This window comes from Rhodobium gokarnense, assembly GCF_025961475.1.
In the GTDB taxonomy this organism is placed as follows: Bacteria; Pseudomonadota; Alphaproteobacteria; order Rhizobiales; family Rhodobiaceae; genus Rhodobium; species Rhodobium gokarnense.
Map to the genome: position 1 here is coordinate 542,102 of NZ_JAOQNS010000001.1, position 14,923 is coordinate 557,024.

The 14,923-nt window shown below is 66.5% G+C and carries 11 protein-coding genes; 7 read left to right on the forward strand and 4 right to left on the reverse strand.

Going from position 1 to position 14,923, the window contains the following annotated elements; all coding sequences use genetic code 11:
- From M2319_RS02550 to ftsH, 6 genes are all read left to right on the forward strand, one after another.
- The gene (locus M2319_RS02550) at positions 1-957 is read left to right on the forward strand and encodes a cell envelope integrity protein TolA (RefSeq protein ID WP_264599854.1); all 957 of its coding nucleotides are present in this window, start codon (positions 1-3) and stop codon (positions 955-957) included.
- 184 nt (positions 958-1,141) lie between these two features.
- Positions 1,142-2,476 (forward strand): Tol-Pal system beta propeller repeat protein TolB, encoded by a 1,335-nt coding sequence (gene tolB / locus M2319_RS02555; RefSeq protein ID WP_264599855.1) that lies wholly within the window; start codon positions 1,142-1,144, stop codon positions 2,474-2,476.
- Positions 2,477-2,804: 328 nt separating this feature from the next.
- Entirely contained in the window at positions 2,805-3,287 is a 483-nt protein-coding gene (gene pal, locus M2319_RS02560) for a peptidoglycan-associated lipoprotein Pal (protein ID WP_406682064.1), read from the forward strand.
- Positions 3,288-3,638: 351 nt separating this feature from the next.
- Positions 3,639-4,625, forward strand: a complete 987-nt coding sequence (gene ybgF, locus M2319_RS02565) for a tol-pal system protein YbgF (RefSeq protein WP_264599857.1) — start codon at positions 3,639-3,641, stop codon at positions 4,623-4,625.
- Positions 4,626-4,638: 13 nt separating this feature from the next.
- Positions 4,639-5,988, forward strand: coding sequence for a tRNA lysidine(34) synthetase TilS (tilS, locus tag M2319_RS02570; RefSeq protein WP_264599858.1), 1,350 nt, complete (start codon positions 4,639-4,641; stop codon positions 5,986-5,988).
- Between the two features lie 149 nt (positions 5,989-6,137).
- Positions 6,138-8,057 (forward strand): ATP-dependent zinc metalloprotease FtsH, encoded by a 1,920-nt coding sequence (gene ftsH, locus M2319_RS02575; RefSeq protein WP_264599859.1) that lies wholly within the window; start codon positions 6,138-6,140, stop codon positions 8,055-8,057.
- Between the two features lie 170 nt (positions 8,058-8,227).
- Here ftsH and M2319_RS02580 read toward each other — a convergent pair whose 3' ends face one another.
- Complete coding sequence (locus M2319_RS02580) at positions 8,228-8,962, reverse strand: outer membrane protein (protein ID WP_264599860.1); 735 nt, start codon at positions 8,960-8,962, stop codon at positions 8,228-8,230.
- A 346-nt stretch (positions 8,963-9,308) separates the two neighbouring features.
- Between M2319_RS02580 and M2319_RS02585 the strand changes: the two genes are divergently transcribed.
- Positions 9,309-10,235, forward strand: coding sequence for a DMT family transporter (locus M2319_RS02585; RefSeq protein WP_264599861.1), 927 nt, complete (start codon positions 9,309-9,311; stop codon positions 10,233-10,235).
- Between the two features lie 24 nt (positions 10,236-10,259).
- Here M2319_RS02585 and M2319_RS02590 read toward each other — a convergent pair whose 3' ends face one another.
- The 3 genes from M2319_RS02590 to M2319_RS02600 all read right to left on the reverse strand — a co-directional run bounded on the left by M2319_RS02590 (position 10,260) and on the right by M2319_RS02600 (position 14,919).
- Complete coding sequence (locus M2319_RS02590; RefSeq protein ID WP_264599862.1) at positions 10,260-11,912, reverse strand: hypothetical protein; 1,653 nt, start codon at positions 11,910-11,912, stop codon at positions 10,260-10,262.
- 605 nt (positions 11,913-12,517) lie between these two features.
- Positions 12,518-13,861 (reverse strand): phosphoglucosamine mutase, encoded by a 1,344-nt coding sequence (gene glmM, locus M2319_RS02595; RefSeq protein ID WP_264599863.1) that lies wholly within the window; start codon positions 13,859-13,861, stop codon positions 12,518-12,520.
- Positions 13,862-14,004: 143 nt separating this feature from the next.
- The gene (locus M2319_RS02600) at positions 14,005-14,919 is read right to left on the reverse strand and encodes a glycosyltransferase family 2 protein (protein ID WP_264599864.1); all 915 of its coding nucleotides are present in this window, start codon (positions 14,917-14,919) and stop codon (positions 14,005-14,007) included.
- Positions 14,920-14,923 lie beyond the last annotated feature (4 nt).

The window sequence follows — 14,923 nt, forward strand, 5'->3', positions numbered from 1 at the left end:
GTGCGTGTCGGGCTCGTCACCTCGGCAGTCGTCCATGTCGGCCTGATCCTGTGGGGCACGCTCGCCCTGCCGGATGCGACGCCGTTCGAGGTAACGGCCGTGGAATCGCTGCCCGTCGACCTGGTGCCGATCTCCGAACTGACGGACCTGCAGCGCGGCGACCGGACCGCCAAGGAAATCCGCGAGGTGCCCTCGGAGGCCGAGGTCGAACCGACGCCGGAGCCTGAACCGGAACCACAGCCCGAGCCGCCCGGCGTCCAGCCGACGCCGCAACCGACACCGCCGACGCCGGAGCCGACCCCGCAGCAGGCAACGCCGGAGCCGGCCGCACCGGAACCGGCGCCCGAGCCGGAGCCTGCGCCGCCCGAACCGGAACCCGAGCCCGCGCAGGAGAGTGCGCCGGAGCCCGAACCCGTGCCGGAGCCCGAGCCGCAGCCGCAGGAGCAGGCCGAAGCGCCGTCGGAGATCCCGGACACCGTGCGGCCGCGCTCCAAGCCGACGCCGCCGAAGCGGACAGAGACCGCGCAGAACAAGGACAAGCGGAACGACCAGGTGGCGGCCCTTCTCAACAAGGTCCAGCCGGCCGGCGGCGGCTCGCAGCGCAACAACCAGCCGGCCTCGCTCGGCGCCCGGCGCGGCAACGACAATGCTCGCATGACGCAATCGGAGCTCGATTCGCTGCGCGGCCAGATCGGCCGCTGCTGGAGCCCGCCGATCGGCGCGGCCGAGGCCGAGGGGCTGCTGGTCAAGGTGAAGATGCAACTGAACCGGGACGGCACGGTCGCGGCGCCGCCCAAGGTGGTCAATTCCGGGTCGAGCCCGTTCTTCCGGGCCGCTGCCAGTGCGGCGACGCGCGCGGTCCTGCGCTGCCAGCCCTACCAGTTGCCGGCCGACAAATACGATGCCTGGGAAGAGGTCATCGTCAATTTCGATCCGCGCGAGATGCTCGGCGGGTGAGTTCCGGCGGCAAGGCACGATCCGCAGCGACGGCGGCCATCGTTTCGTCATGGGGATCGGCCAACTGTGCGCTGGAAAGTTGTCACGCGATAAGGCAGAAGCGTTGACGAGACGGAACACGAAGGGGAACCACGGGATGGTCGATATCGTTGTGTCGCGGACCAAACGGGGCTGGGAGCAGACAATGCGGTCGTCACTGTCAAGGATCGCGACACTCGTCCGCGCGACGGTCGCTGCATGCGTGCTGACGGCGGCCGGTGCGCTGCCGGCCTCGGCGCTGATCGAGATCGACATCACCCAGGGCGTGATCGAGCCGTTGCCGATCGCGCTGCCGGATTTCGTCGGCTCCGGTGCGTCGGCAGAGATCGGCCGCAACATCACCAATGTGATCAGCAATGATCTGAAGAATTCGGGCCTGTTCAAACCGCTCGACCCGGCCTCCTTCATCCAGAAGAACCCGGATGTCGGCCAGCCGCCGCGCTTCGGCGACTGGCGCGTGATCGACGCCCAGGCGCTCGTCGTCGGCGCCGTCACCCAGCAGCCCGACGGGCGGCTGAAGGTCGAATTCCGGCTCTGGGACGTGTTTGCCGGCGAGCAGATGACCGGCCAGCAATATTTCACCTCGCCGGACAACTGGCGCCGCATCGCCCATATCGTCGCCGATGCGATCTACGAGCGACTGACCGGCGAGAAGGGCTATTTCGACACCCGCATCGTCTTTGTCGACGAAAGCGGGCCGAAGACCAAGCGCGTCAAGCGGCTGGCGATCATGGACCAGGACGGCGCACGCATGCGTTACCTGACGCAAGGCCGCGACCTGGTGCTGACGCCGCGCTTCAGCCCGTCGAACCAGGTCGTCACCTACATGTCCTATGCCGACGGCCAGCCGCGGGTCTATCTGCTCGACATCGAGACCGGCCGGCGCGAACTGGTCGGCAACTTCCCGGGCATGACCTTTGCGCCGCGCTTCTCGCCGGACGGCAACCGGGTGGTGATGAGCCTGCAGTCGGACGGCAACGCCAACATCTATTCGCTGGATCTGAGGACCCGCCAGACGACGCGTCTGACCTCCTCGCCCTCGATCGACACCAGCCCGAGCTATTCGCCGGACGGGCGCCAGATTGTCTTTGAATCCGACCGCGGCGGGCGCCAGAAGCTCTATGTCATGGGCGCCAATGGCGGCGGCGCGCGGCTCATCAGCAACGGCAGCGGTTCCTATTCGACGCCGGTGTGGTCGCCGCGCGGCGATCTCATCGCCTTCACCAAGCAGGTCGGCGGCAAGTTCCAGATCGGCGTCATGCGGACCGACGGCAGCGGCGAGCGCATCCTGACGGAAGGCTTCCACAATGAGGGGCCGACCTGGGCGCCGAACGGCCGGGTGCTGATGTTCTTCCGCGAGACGCCGGGCGCCAATGGCGGGCCGAAGCTGTGGGCCATCGACCTGACGGGCCGGCACGAGCGGCAGATCGGAACGCCGTCCTTCGCCTCCGACCCGGCCTGGTCGCCGCCGCTCCCGTAAAGGGCTGGCCGGCCGAACGGTGTGGCTAACCGATTGAATTGATGCCGGGGACTGTTGCCGCAGGAACACAGTTGGCCACAACGTTGTTTCGGCGAAGGGTTTTGCGCCGCCCAGGCGGCGTTCATCACCGATTTGGCGCAATGCGGACATAGTCTTGACCGCATTCATTGCCATCAGACAGCGGAATTCGGCGGCTGGGGGCCTCCTTGCGCCGGAATTGTTCTGGAAACCGCCGCAACGAAGTGTTTACCATTCTGGAAAACCGCGGCTTAACCATCGCACTGGTAACCCTGATCATTACTGGGTGGGACTTTTTGGGAGTGATCGCATGCTGAGTAACGCGCGTTTTGCAGGTGCAATGCGACTGTTCGCAGTGGCCGTCGTGGCTCTGACCGTCGCGGCCTGCGCGAACAAACCGGAATCGAATATCAACGGGGTTGCTCCGGGCAGCCCGCAAGACTTCGTCGTCAATGTCGGCGACCGTGTGCTGTTCGACGTCGACTCTTCGTCGCTCGACGCCTCGGCCCGCTCGACGCTGGACGGCCAGGCCCGCTGGCTGGCGCAGTACTCGCAGTACTCGCTGACCATCGAGGGCCATGCCGACGAACGCGGCACCCGCGAATACAACCTGGCGCTCGGCGCAAGGCGCGCGTCTGCCGTGCGCGACTATCTCGCCAGCCAGGGCGTCTCGCCGGGACGGCTGCGCACGATTTCCTACGGCAAGGAACGGCCCGTCGCCGTCTGTTCGGCCGAATCCTGCTGGTCGCAGAACCGCCGTGCGGTCTCCGTCGTCAGCGGCGCCGGAAGCTGACGCCAACGCCACGTTCCGCCCCTATCCGACGGCGACGCCGGGGCCCCGACAACGGGCTCCGGCGTCGTTTCGATTTGGGGTACCGCGGCACTTCGGACGTTGGCGCCGCGCGATTGCGGTCGGACTGGCGGGCGGCCTTGAAAAGGCACGCCCCTTTTTTCGTGAATCCCTTTATAGTGCGGCTACAGCCGATGCCGGAGCGGCGGCCCTGACCGGGGCCGTCAAACTTTGGCCGGTTTCGCGCGTTTATTTGCGGCCTGCCGTCCGCGGTCTTTTCGAAAGGTCGGGCGCGTTGCCCGATAGACGCCGGTTTTCATTTTCCGGACGGTGCAACGACGAGGCAAGGACACCATGATCACCAGCGGCATCCGACACCGCATTCTGCCGGTCGCCCTTTCCGCGGCGGTGCTGGCGACGATCGGGCTTTCCGACACCGGCGTTGCCGCCAGCGAGCTCAAATCGCCGATCATCCTCGCCCAGGGCGGGTTCTTCGGGTCGTCGAGCCGCGAAAACGCCTCGCAGTCGCTGCGCATGAGCCAGCTCGAGGAGCAGATCCGCAAGCTGACCGGCCAGGTCGAGGACCTCAGCTACCAGGTCCGTACGCTGACGGACCAGCTCCAGCGGATGCAGGAAGACAACGAATTCCGCTTCCAGCAGCTTGAGAATCCGGGCGGCACCGGCCGGCGTTCCCAGGCGACGCAGCCGCAGCCGCAGCGGAACACGGCGAACAACAGCCAGTTCTCCACCCAGCCGCAATCGTCCAATGACGACCAGACCCTCGGCACCATGGTGCTGGAAGCGCCCGACGCGCCGCAGCCCGGCAGCCAGGAAGACGCCATCGGCCGGGCGATCGGCCAGCCGCTCGACCTGTCGACGCTCGCCGGCGGCAACAATCTGACGGCGCCGGGACCGGCGGATGGCGGCAGTGACGTCACCCCTGCCCGTGGCGGCGATCCGCGCGCCGATTACGACGTTGCCTATGGTTACATCCTCGCCGGCGACTACGCCCGGGCCGAGACCGCGTTCCGCAACTTCCTCGACTTCCACGGCGATGACGACCTTGCCGTCAACGCCCGCTTCTGGCTCGGCGAGAGCCTTTTCGGCCAGCGCCGCTACCAGGACGCCGCCGACGTCTATCTCGCCGTCTACACCGAGCACCCGACCGACCCGAAGGCGCCGGACGCGCTGTTCAAGCTCGGCCAGTCGCTGAAGGCGATGGGCGAGACGGGGGCGGCCTGCGCCACCTATTCGGAAGTGCTGGAAAACCACGGCAACGCCTCGCAGGCGCTGCGCTCCCGCGTCACCAAGGAAATGCGCAGCGCCGGCTGCAAGGGCTGACCCGACAACCGTAATGACCGCCGCCGATCCGATCCGCGACGACGAGCTGGAGGCGCTGTTCTCGCCGCTCGCCGGCGAGGAGGCCGTGGGCCTTGCGGTCTCCGGCGGCGCCGATTCCACGGCCTTGATGGTGCTGGCGGCGCGCTGGGCCGGACGGCGCAGCAACGCGCCGAGGCTTGCCGTCCTCACCGTCGATCACGGGCTGAGGCCGGAGGCGGCCGGGGAGGCGGCCCAGGTCGCGGAGCTTGCCGCCGCGCTCGGCCTTGGCCACGAAACGCTTTGCTGGACCGGCGACAAGCCGAAGACGAACCTGCAGGCGGCGGCGCGCGAGGCGCGCTACCGGCTGTTGGCCGAGCGGGCCGTGCTCGCCGGCCTTACTGCGATCGTCACCGCTCACCATCTGGAGGACCAGGCGGAAACCGTGCTGATGCGGCTTGCCCGCGGCAGCGGCGTCGACGGCCTTGCCGCCATGGCGCCGGCGCGCGCGATCGGCGGCGTCCGGCTGTTGCGGCCGCTCCTCGACATCCCGAAGGCGCGGCTCGTGGTGACGCTCCAGGCGGCCGGCATCAACTGGATCGAGGATCCCTCCAACGACAACACGGCCTTTGAGCGCATCCGGTTGCGCAGGCTGTTGCCCGTCCTTGCCGCCGAAGGGCTGACGCCGGAGCGGCTGGCGGCGACGGCGCGACGCATGCGAAAGGCGTCGGACGCCCTGGATGCGGAGGCATCGGGGCGCCTCACCACCTTCGCCCGGTTCCATCCGGGCGGCTTCGGGGCGCTCGACCCGACGGTCTTTGCCGATTGCCCGGACGAGATCGCGCTGCGGCTCGTGGCGCGGCTGCTGTCGTCCATTGGCGGCACCGTCTATCCGCCGCGCCAGGAGCGGCTGGAGACCCTCGTTGCGGCGATCCGGTCCGGCGATACCGGCCGGCGCATGAAACGCACGCTTGCCGGCGTCGTCGTCGAGGCGCGCCGCGGCCGGCTCTGGTTCTACCGCGAGGCGGGCCGGGCGGGCATGCCGGAAATCCCGCTGTTTCCGGGCGAAAAGGCGATCTGGGACCACCGCTTCAAAGTGACGCTGGCAAAGGATGCGGCGACGCCGGTCGTCGTCGGCCCGCTCGGCCGGGACGGGCGTGCGGCGCTCGGGCTCACAACGGCTGCGGGCATGCCCGCGGCTGCGCTTGAGACCGTGCCGGCGGCCTTCGCCGCGGGGCGGCTTGCCGCCGTTCCCGCGCTTTCCGTGCGGCTCGCGAATGCCGGACCGGCCGTGCCGTTTTCCGCCGTCTGGCAGGAACCGCGGGGACTCACTGAGCGTTCCCTTTGCGGGGATATCCAAGGCGTCGGTGCGTTCGCCACGGATTAGCCATTCGTTTAGGTTAAGAAAAAGTTGCAGCGACTTGACAGGCCCATGACTTGGCAAGGGTGGCAGGGGAACCTATCTTACCTCGCGAGGACAACGGAACGCTGCGCCGGCGCTGCCGTGCGCGCGTCTTCCGGATGCAAGGGACCAAAATGAACACAAATTTCCGCAATTTTGCGCTCTGGGTCATTATCGGCCTCCTATTGATTGCGCTGTTCCAGCTTTTCCAGAACCCCGGACAGCGCACCGGCTCCAAGGAAATCGCCTTTTCGCAGTTCCTGAGCGACGTCGACCGCGGCAACGTGCGCGACGTGGTGATCCAGGAACAGAACATCTCCGGCCACCTGACCGATGGCACGACGTTCCAGACCTACGCGCCGCGCGATGCGTCCTACATCGACAGCCTGCGCCAGAAGGGCGTCAGCATCACCGCCAAGCCGGCCGGCGACAACTATTCGTTCATTGCGGTCCTCATCAACTGGCTGCCGATGCTCCTCATCATCGGCATATGGCTGTTCGTCATGCGGCAGATGCAGTCGGGCGGCGGCAAGGCGATGGGTTTCGGCAAGTCGAAGGCCAAGCTTCTGACCGAGGCCCATGGCCGCGTCACCTTCGAGGATGTGGCCGGCGTCGACGAGGCCAAGGAAGACCTGCACGAGATCGTGGAATTCCTGCGCGATCCGCAGAAGTTCCAGCGGCTCGGCGGGCGCATCCCGCGCGGCGTGCTGCTGGTCGGCCCTCCGGGCACCGGTAAGACGCTGCTCGCCCGGGCGATCGCCGGCGAGGCGAACGTGCCGTTCTTCACCATTTCCGGCTCGGACTTCGTGGAAATGTTCGTCGGTGTCGGCGCATCGCGCGTCCGCGACATGTTCGAACAGGCCAAGAAGAACGCGCCCTGCATCATCTTCATCGACGAAATCGACGCCGTCGGCCGCCATCGCGGTGCCGGTCTTGGCGGCGGCAATGACGAGCGCGAGCAGACCCTCAACCAGCTCCTTGTCGAGATGGATGGCTTTGAGGCCAATGAGGGCGTCATCCTGATCGCCGCCACCAACCGGCCCGACGTGCTCGATCCGGCGCTGTTGCGCCCCGGCCGCTTCGACCGCCAGGTGGTGGTGCCGAACCCGGACGTCATCGGCCGGGAACGCATCCTCAAGGTCCATGTGCGCAAGGTGCCGCTGGCTCCCGACGTGGAGCTGAAGGTGCTGGCCCGCGGTACCCCCGGCTTTTCCGGCGCCGACCTGATGAACCTCACCAACGAGGCCGCCCTCCTTGCCGCCCGGCGCGGCAAGCGCATGGTGACCATGGCCGAGTTCGAGGACGCCAAGGACAAGGTGATGATGGGCGCGGAGCGCCGCACCCTCGCCATGACCGAGGACGAGAAGAAGCTGACCGCCTATCACGAGGCGGGCCACGCCCTCGTCGGCCTGCACACGCCCGGCAACGACCCGCTGCACAAGGTCACGATCATCCCGCGCGGCCGGGCGCTCGGCGTCACCATGAACCTGCCGGAGCGCGACCGCCTGTCGATCCGCAAGGTGGAGATGGAGGCGCGGCTTGCCATGCTGTTCGGCGGCCGGGTCGCCGAGGAGCTGATCTTCGGCGAGGAGAACGTCACCACCGGCGCTTCCAACGACATCATGCAGGCCACCAACATGGCCCGCGCGATGGTGATGGAATACGGCATGAGCGAGAAGCTCGGCCGGCTGCGCTACCGGGAGAACCAGGAAGAGGTGTTCCTCGGCCATTCGGTGACCCAGCACCAGAACATCTCCGAGGACACCGCCAAGATCATCGACGAGGAAATCCGTCGCATCATCGACGAGGCGGAGGGCAAGGCCCGCCAGATCCTCACCGACAACATCGACGAGCTGCACACCCTGTCGAAGGGCCTCCTGGAATACGAGACCCTCTCCGGCAAGGAGATCATGGATCTCCTGAAGGGCAAGGCGCCGATCCGGGATTCCGGCGACGAGCCGCCCCCGAGCCGGTCGTCCGCGGTCCCCAAGGCCGGCGGCACCCGTCCGCGCGAGGACGATGCCGGCGGAATGGAGCCGCAGCCGCAGGCCTGACCGGCCTGCCGCGATTGGAAACAACAAACGCCCGGGCGGAGCGCCCGGGCGTTTTTTTGTTCGCATATCTTTGGGGCCGCCCGAAACGCAAACGCGGCGGAGGCATGAAACCTCCACCGCGCCCGGCAGCCCCTCCGGCGTTGCCGCCGGAATACGTGATCTTTTCCGTGCTACTCGATCATGTAGCGCAGGCCGACGCGGATGTCGTGCGCGGCCACGTCTTCGAAATGCACCTTGCCGCGGAAGCCGCGGGCGTTGCCGGAGATGGCGTCGCCCATCCACAGATAGCGGTAGCCGGCATCGACCAGCAGGCCCGGTGCGATCTCGTAGGACGCGCCGGCCATCGCCGCGGCCGACAGGTTCCACTGTTCGCCGCCCTCGAAGCGGCTGGCGGGCGGCACCGGATTGCGGCCGATGACGTTGTCGGTCTTGATGTAGGTGGTGCCGATACCGGCGCCGACATAGGGGGTGAAACCCTGCCAGGTGCCGATGTCCAGATAGCCGTTCAGCATGATGCTCCAGGCGTCGAGCGTCGAACGCTCGCGGGTCGTGCCGCAGCCGGGGGCGCAGCGCGTGCGGGCCCGGAATTCGGAATTGCCGTGGTAATCGAAGGTGAGGTCGCTGCGGAAGTATTCGGTGAAGTCGTAGCCGAAGCCGACGCCGCCCGTCCATGTGTCGTCGAGGGACTCGCCGTGGAAATTGGTACCGTTCCAGTAGGCGTCGGGCGCCTGCATCACCGCATAGCCGATGTCGCCGCGCAGGTACCAGCCGGCGCCGACTTCCACCGGAATGACCTCCGGCGTGTGCTCAATGATCGGCGGTTCCAGGAGATCCGCCGCAAAGGCCGTCGACGACAGCAGCATCGCTGCGCACGTCGACAGGATCGTTTTCTTCAGGCTGCCCATTACTCATCCCTTCCGTTGCCGGTCCCGGTCACTCACTCGACGCAACACCCCGGACCCTTACTTCAGGGCAGAACTATGGGAGGAAAATCTTAAGGCTGAATTAACCGAGATTTTTAACCACGAATATTAATATTACCGAATATTTAACGATGGAAACTTTTGTAAACAAAAGGTTTCGATCTTGCACCTGCGACCGGCGATCCTGTTGCCCGGCGCGGGGATTGCGATAAGAAGGGCGGGCCGGGGCGCGGGCGCCCGGCGCCGGAACGGCGAGCGGCCTTGGCCCGGTTCGTCGTCGGGGGCAGGGGACGGCGTTTGCCGCTTGCCCGCACAATGGAAGGATCTGATGGGCCCGGAGCCGCACGCAGCCACCCGACATCCGATGCGCGACTGGGCCGATCTTTCCGTCCTGGTCGTCGTCTGGGGCTCGTCCTTCGCGCTCACCAAGGTGGCCGTCGGCGAGGTGGCGCCGGTCTGGGTGGTGGCGTGGCGGGTGCTTCTGGCGACCGCCGTCCTGATCCCGGTGCTCCTCATCAGCGGCGGAGGGCTGTCGCGCCGGCCGCGCGACTGGGCCGGCTTTGCCTGGCTCGCCTTCGTCGGCACCGTCGCGCCGTTCTGGCTGATTTCCTGGGGAACCCAGTACATCTCGTCGAGCCTTGCCGGCGTCCTGATGGCGGCGGTGCCGCTGGTCGTCATCGTCATGGCGGCGGCGCTCCTCAAGGACGAGCCGCTGACCGTGCGCAAGGGCATCGGCTTCGTTGCCGGGTTCGCCGGCGTCGTCGTGCTGATCGGGCCGGGCGCGCTGTTGTCGTTCGATGCCGGCAACATGCAGCTTCTCGGCGCGCTGGCGGTCGTCTCGGCGTCCCTGGGCTATGCCAGCCAGGCGGTGACGGTGCGGCTGATGCGGCCGATGGCGGGGCTGGAGCGGGCAACCGGCATGATCGTCGCCTCAAGCGCCATGGCCCTGCCCCTGGCGCTCGTCACGGCGCCGGACGGCTATGCGGCGGAGCGCGCGGAGACCCTCGCCTCGCTGGCGCTTCTCGGCATCTTTCCGACGGCGATCGCCGGCATCGTACTGTTCCCGCTGATCGCTTCGGCAGGTGCCGGCTTCACGGCGCTGACCAATTATCTGGTGCCGGCCTTTGCGCTCGCCGTCGGCGTCACCTTCCTCGGCGAGCACTTCACGACGATGGATTTTGCCGGCTTTGCCATGGTGCTGGCGGGCATCACCGTTGCCCGGCCGCGGCACCGGCCCGGCGGCGCCCGGTCCTAGGAACTGGCAGCCGCCGGGCGGCCGTCAGAATATGAAATCGCCGTTGTCGAGGGCGCCCTTGCTGACGTCGTCGAGGACGATGACGTTGTTGAAGAACCGGATCACCGTGTCGCCGTGGCGCATGTAGATCGTGAGGTCGGACATGTCGTGCAGGCTCTTGTAGGCCGACAGGTCGATCAGGTCCGAATTGACATGGAAATCCTCGATGATGTCGCGACCGGTCTTGCCGCCGAAGACGAACTCGTCGGCGTGCTTGCCGCCGTAAAGGGTGTCGTCCCCGCCGCCGCCGATGAGGCGGTCGGTGCCCTTGGAGCCTTGCAGGAGGTCGTTGCCCTGGCTGCCGTTGAGGTAGTCGGAGCCGTTGCCGCCGTAAATCTTGTCGTCGCCGAACTGGCCGGCGAGGGTGTCGTTGCCGGCGCCGCCGAGGACGCGATCGTCGCCGCCGTTGCCGTTGACCCTGTCGCTGCCGGCGCCGCCGGCGACCCAGTCGTTGCCGGAACCGCCGGCGAGGGTATCGTTGTGCTTGCCGCCGGCGACGCGGTCGTTGCCGCCACCGCCGAAGAGGAGGTCGTCGTTGTTGCCGCCGATCAGCTTGTCGTTGGCGCCGAGGCCGAAGATGGTGTCGTCGCCGGCGCCGCCGATCAGCTTGTTGTTGACGCCGTTGCCGGTGATCTTGTCGTCGCCGCTGCCGCCGACGGCGTTCTCGATGATGACGCCGGTCTCGCCGTTGCGGTTGGCCAGCGCGTTGGTGAAGTCGTCGGCGATGGTGAAGCCGCCATAGTGCTTCTGGCTGCCGGCGTTCTTCACGTAGCTGAGGTAGCCGCCGCCATGGGCCGTGCCGTCGATCGTCGCCGCGTTGAGGTTGATCACGGCATCGTGGGAGCCCCTGTAGACGATGCGGTCCGTGCCGCCGGTATCCCAGATCGACATCCAGGCGCCGTTGTTCTGGATGACATAGGTGTTGTTGCCGCTGGCATAGGTCGTGTTGGCGCCGTATTTGATCTGGACCGCGGCGATGTCGTAGGCGCCTAGGCCGTAATTGTAGCCGTAGTCGGAAACGTCGTTCATTTCCGGCCGCTGAACCGCTTCCCAGCCGCTGTTGTAGGACATCACGGTGTAGAGGCTCTGGTTCAGCTTGTTGTAGCCGAGGTCGTCGGAACTGCTCACACCCGGCATCTGCGGTGAGCCGCCGCCATTGTCGTGCGGATGGGCGAAGCCCAGCGCATGGCCGAGCTCGTGGAGCATGGTCGTGTAGCCCCAGCCGCCCTTCTTCAGGCCCCCGGTATCGTAGGCGATGCCGGAGGAGGGCCAGCTATAGGCCTGATAATTGTAGTAGCCGTGCGCCTTGCCGTCGAAGCTCGATGCGGCCGTTTGCGGGGTGTCGTGGACGCCGAACAGCACCGAGCCCGGCTGCACGCCGTATTTGGCATTGATCTGGGCGTTGCTGAGGCTGTGCTCGACGAGTTGGGCTTCGCTCTCGTTCTGGGTTTCCTGGACGGTGAAATTGGCGACCTTCGCCCATTCCTGGAGCGCGGTGCGGTAGGCATGTTTTTCGGAGTTCGACCAGACCGAATAGTCGTTGTCGAAATAGTATTTGATGACGACCCTGCCGCCCGGATTGTACCAGCCCCAGTTTCCCCAACTGATCGAGTCGACATAAGAGTTGCCGGTCGCCATGAGCCCTTCCCCTTCCCTGGTTTCCGCGATCCATCCGACGGACCGTTCCGCAAACGCGCGAGCCGGTGCCTGGACGCTTCGAGATGGCGATCACATGGCAACACGGTTCGACGGTCAGAGAATATCCGTGAAACGGCAAGAATAGGAAGTGGAATTTGCCAGTTCCGGAACGTTCGGAATGTGGCATATTTCTAATATACTAGTATAAAATCACATCTGAAAAATATACATTCAGATCAAAGCCGCTTTGCATTTGTTGTGGAAGCCTGTCGGGCGGCTCATGCGCGCGGCGCGGGACGATGTATCCACCGATGTGTCAAATATCGCCGAGCCGCAATTCGTTACCGGCGTCGCGACTTTTCATCACGCGATGAAAGATATTCGCGGTATATATTTCCGCCGGTCGCGGCATGCCTACAAAATTCTAGGTATGCCAATGCAAAAAAAATCGCGGGCCGGGCGCATTGGTGGCGCCAACCGGCGGATTTTTGTGGCGATGGCGGGGCGGTCCGGCGATGCGACGGGCGCCGAGAGGGGGCCTTGCCATCTCTTGCTGCGCGCCGGCGCGCGATCGCGAGGCAGGGAGTGTGGCCGTGCGAAGCCCGTCAGACGACGGCTTCGACGGCGCCGCAGATCTCCTTGACGAGGCGCGCCACGAGCACTTCGTCGTCGCCCTCGGCCATCACCCGGATGACCGGCTCGGTGCCGGACGGGCGGATGACGATGCGGCCGGAATTGCCGAGTTTCGTCTCCGCGTCGCGGATGGCGCTCAGCACGGCTTCGTTTTCCAGCGGCTTGGCGCCACGGGTGCGCACGTTCTCCAGGATCTGCGGCACCCGGTCGAAGCGGTGGCAGACCTCGCTCACCGGCTTGTCGAGCTTCTTGACGACGGCCAGCACCTGAAGGGCGGCAACGAGGCCGTCGCCGGTGGTGGCGAAGTCGGACAGGATGATGTGGCCGGACTGTTCGCCGCCGACATTGAAGCCCATCTGGCGCATGCGCTCGACCACGTAGCGGTCGCCGACCTTGGTGCGGTCCAGCGTCAGGCCGAGCGAGCCGAGGAAGCGTTCCAGGCCGAGATTGGACATCACCGTGGCGACAATGCCGGGGGCGGAGAGGCGGTCATCCTCCTTCCAGCTTTCGGCAACGACGGCCATCAACTGGTCGCCGTCGACCACATGGCCCTTCTCGTCGACGATGAGGACGCGGTCGGCGTCGCCGTCGAGCGCGATGCCGATGTCGGCGCGGACCTCGTAGACCTTTTCGGCCAGCGCCGCCGGGCTGGTCGAGCCACAGCCGTCATTGATGTTGAAGCCGTCGGGGGTGACGCCCACCGGCACGACGTCGGCGCCGAGCTCCCAGAGCGCTTCCGGGGCGACCCGGTAAGCGGCGCCATTGGCGCAGTCGATGGCGATCCGGAGGCCGTCGAGGCTGAGATTGCGGGGCAGGGTGCGCTTGGCCGCCTCGATATAGCGGTCATGGACGCCGTCGATGCGCTTGGCGCGGCCGAGCTTGTCGGAGACGGCGAGACGCTCGGTCAGGTCGGTCTCGATCATTGCCTCGATCTCGCCCTCGATGTCGTCGGAGAGCTTGAAGCCGTCGGGTCCGAAGATCTTGATGCCGTTGTCGTGATAGGCGTTGTGGGAGGCGGAGATCATGACGCCGATATCGGCGCGCAGCGAGCGGGTCAGCATGGCGACAGCCGGCGTCGGGATCGGCCCGAGCTGGAAGACGTCCATGCCGACCGAGGTGAAGCCGGAGACCAGCGCCGTCTCGATCATATAGCCGGAGAGCCGCGTGTCCTTGCCGATGACGACCCGGTGGCGGTGCTCGCCGCGGGTGAAGACAAGGCCCGTGGCCATGCCGACCTTGAGGGCGATTTCCGGCGTGATCGGCCAGGTGTTGGCGCGGCCGCGCATGCCGTCGGTTCCGAAAAACTTGCGTGTCATATCGCCTCCCGTCACGGCGATTGTCGTTCATATCGAGGAATGGATTGGGGTCTTATAGCCGCAATGGTCCCCGAAAAGCGTTCAAAAATGGTGTGCGACTGTAACACACGGTTTCTCTTGGTGTTTGCAGTCGCGGAGCCGGCTCAACTCCAGGAATAGGGCGGCGTGCGCCGGGCTATGCGGCGGTAGACGCGAACGGCCTGCGGCAGAAGCGGCCGGTCCGGGTCGAGTTCGGCGGGCAGGCCGGGCGGTGTGTGGAAGCGCACCTCGACGCGCGCAAGCCGCTGGCGCCAGGCCCGGCGCAGGTCGGCGTCCAGCAACACGTCCGGGCGCTGCAGCGCCACGGTGCGCAAGGCTTCCACACAATGCGCGATCCACATCTCGTCGCGTTCGGCAGGCAACGCGCGATACCAGGGCTGGTGGGCGGTCTGGTCGTGGAAGCGCTTGTGATAGAGCGGGCCCGGTATGCGCACGATATCGCCCTTAACGGCCATCCTCAGAACCCACAGGGAATCGGCGCCGAACCCGGAGATGGTCCGGGGGACGGCGTGGTGTCGCGCGCGCTTGCGCGAAAAGACGCCGCGAAAGGCGATGGCCGGGAAATGCCGGCGGAACATGGCGGCGACGCGTTGGCGGGTCGGCCCGGTTTCCGATGGCTCCGTGCCGAGGACGTCCGCCTTGTTGAGGCCGTCGATATCGGTGAAGGCAAGGACCGCCCGGGGCGTCGCCGCGAGTGTCTCCATGCAGGTGGCGACATAGTCCGGGTCGAGCGCGTCGTCATGGGGCATCAGCATGGCGTGGTCCCGGCTCGCCAGGGCAAGCGCCGCATTGCAGTTGCCGAGCCAGCCGAGGCGCTGCGGCTGTTCGACGACCCGCGCCTGCCTGCCGGCCAGCATCTTGCGCACCGTTTGCGCCGTGGCATCGTCAGAGGGGTCGACCGAGACGGCGATGTCGACGGGCCAGGTCTGGGCGAGGACGGAATCGAGCGTCTCTTCGATGAACCCTTGTGCCCGATAGGCCGGGATGCAGATGCTGACGGGTGGTCGCTCCCTCGCCATGGTC

What these genes read in the sequence shown, in the direction of transcription:
- tolB (WP_264599855.1), top strand. Translation starts at nt 1,142, where the DNA reads ATGCGGTCGTCACTGTCAAGGATCGCGACACTCGTCCGCGCGACGGTC.
- pal (WP_406682064.1), top strand. Translation starts at nt 2,805, where the DNA reads ATGCTGAGTAACGCGCGTTTTGCAGGTGCAATGCGACTGTTCGCAGTG.
- ybgF (WP_264599857.1), top strand. Translation starts at nt 3,639, where the DNA reads ATGATCACCAGCGGCATCCGACACCGCATTCTGCCGGTCGCCCTTTCC.
- tilS (WP_264599858.1), top strand. Translation starts at nt 4,639, where the DNA reads ATGACCGCCGCCGATCCGATCCGCGACGACGAGCTGGAGGCGCTGTTC.
- ftsH (WP_264599859.1), top strand. Translation starts at nt 6,138, where the DNA reads ATGAACACAAATTTCCGCAATTTTGCGCTCTGGGTCATTATCGGCCTC.
- M2319_RS02580 (WP_264599860.1), bottom strand. Translation starts at nt 8,962, where the DNA reads ATGGGCAGCCTGAAGAAAACGATCCTGTCGACGTGCGCAGCGATGCTG.
- M2319_RS02585 (WP_264599861.1), top strand. Translation starts at nt 9,309, where the DNA reads ATGGGCCCGGAGCCGCACGCAGCCACCCGACATCCGATGCGCGACTGG.
- M2319_RS02590 (WP_264599862.1), bottom strand. Translation starts at nt 11,912, where the DNA reads ATGGCGACCGGCAACTCTTATGTCGACTCGATCAGTTGGGGAAACTGG.
- glmM (WP_264599863.1), bottom strand. Translation starts at nt 13,861, where the DNA reads ATGACACGCAAGTTTTTCGGAACCGACGGCATGCGCGGCCGCGCCAAC.
- M2319_RS02600 (WP_264599864.1), bottom strand. Translation starts at nt 14,919, where the DNA reads ATGGCGAGGGAGCGACCACCCGTCAGCATCTGCATCCCGGCCTATCGG.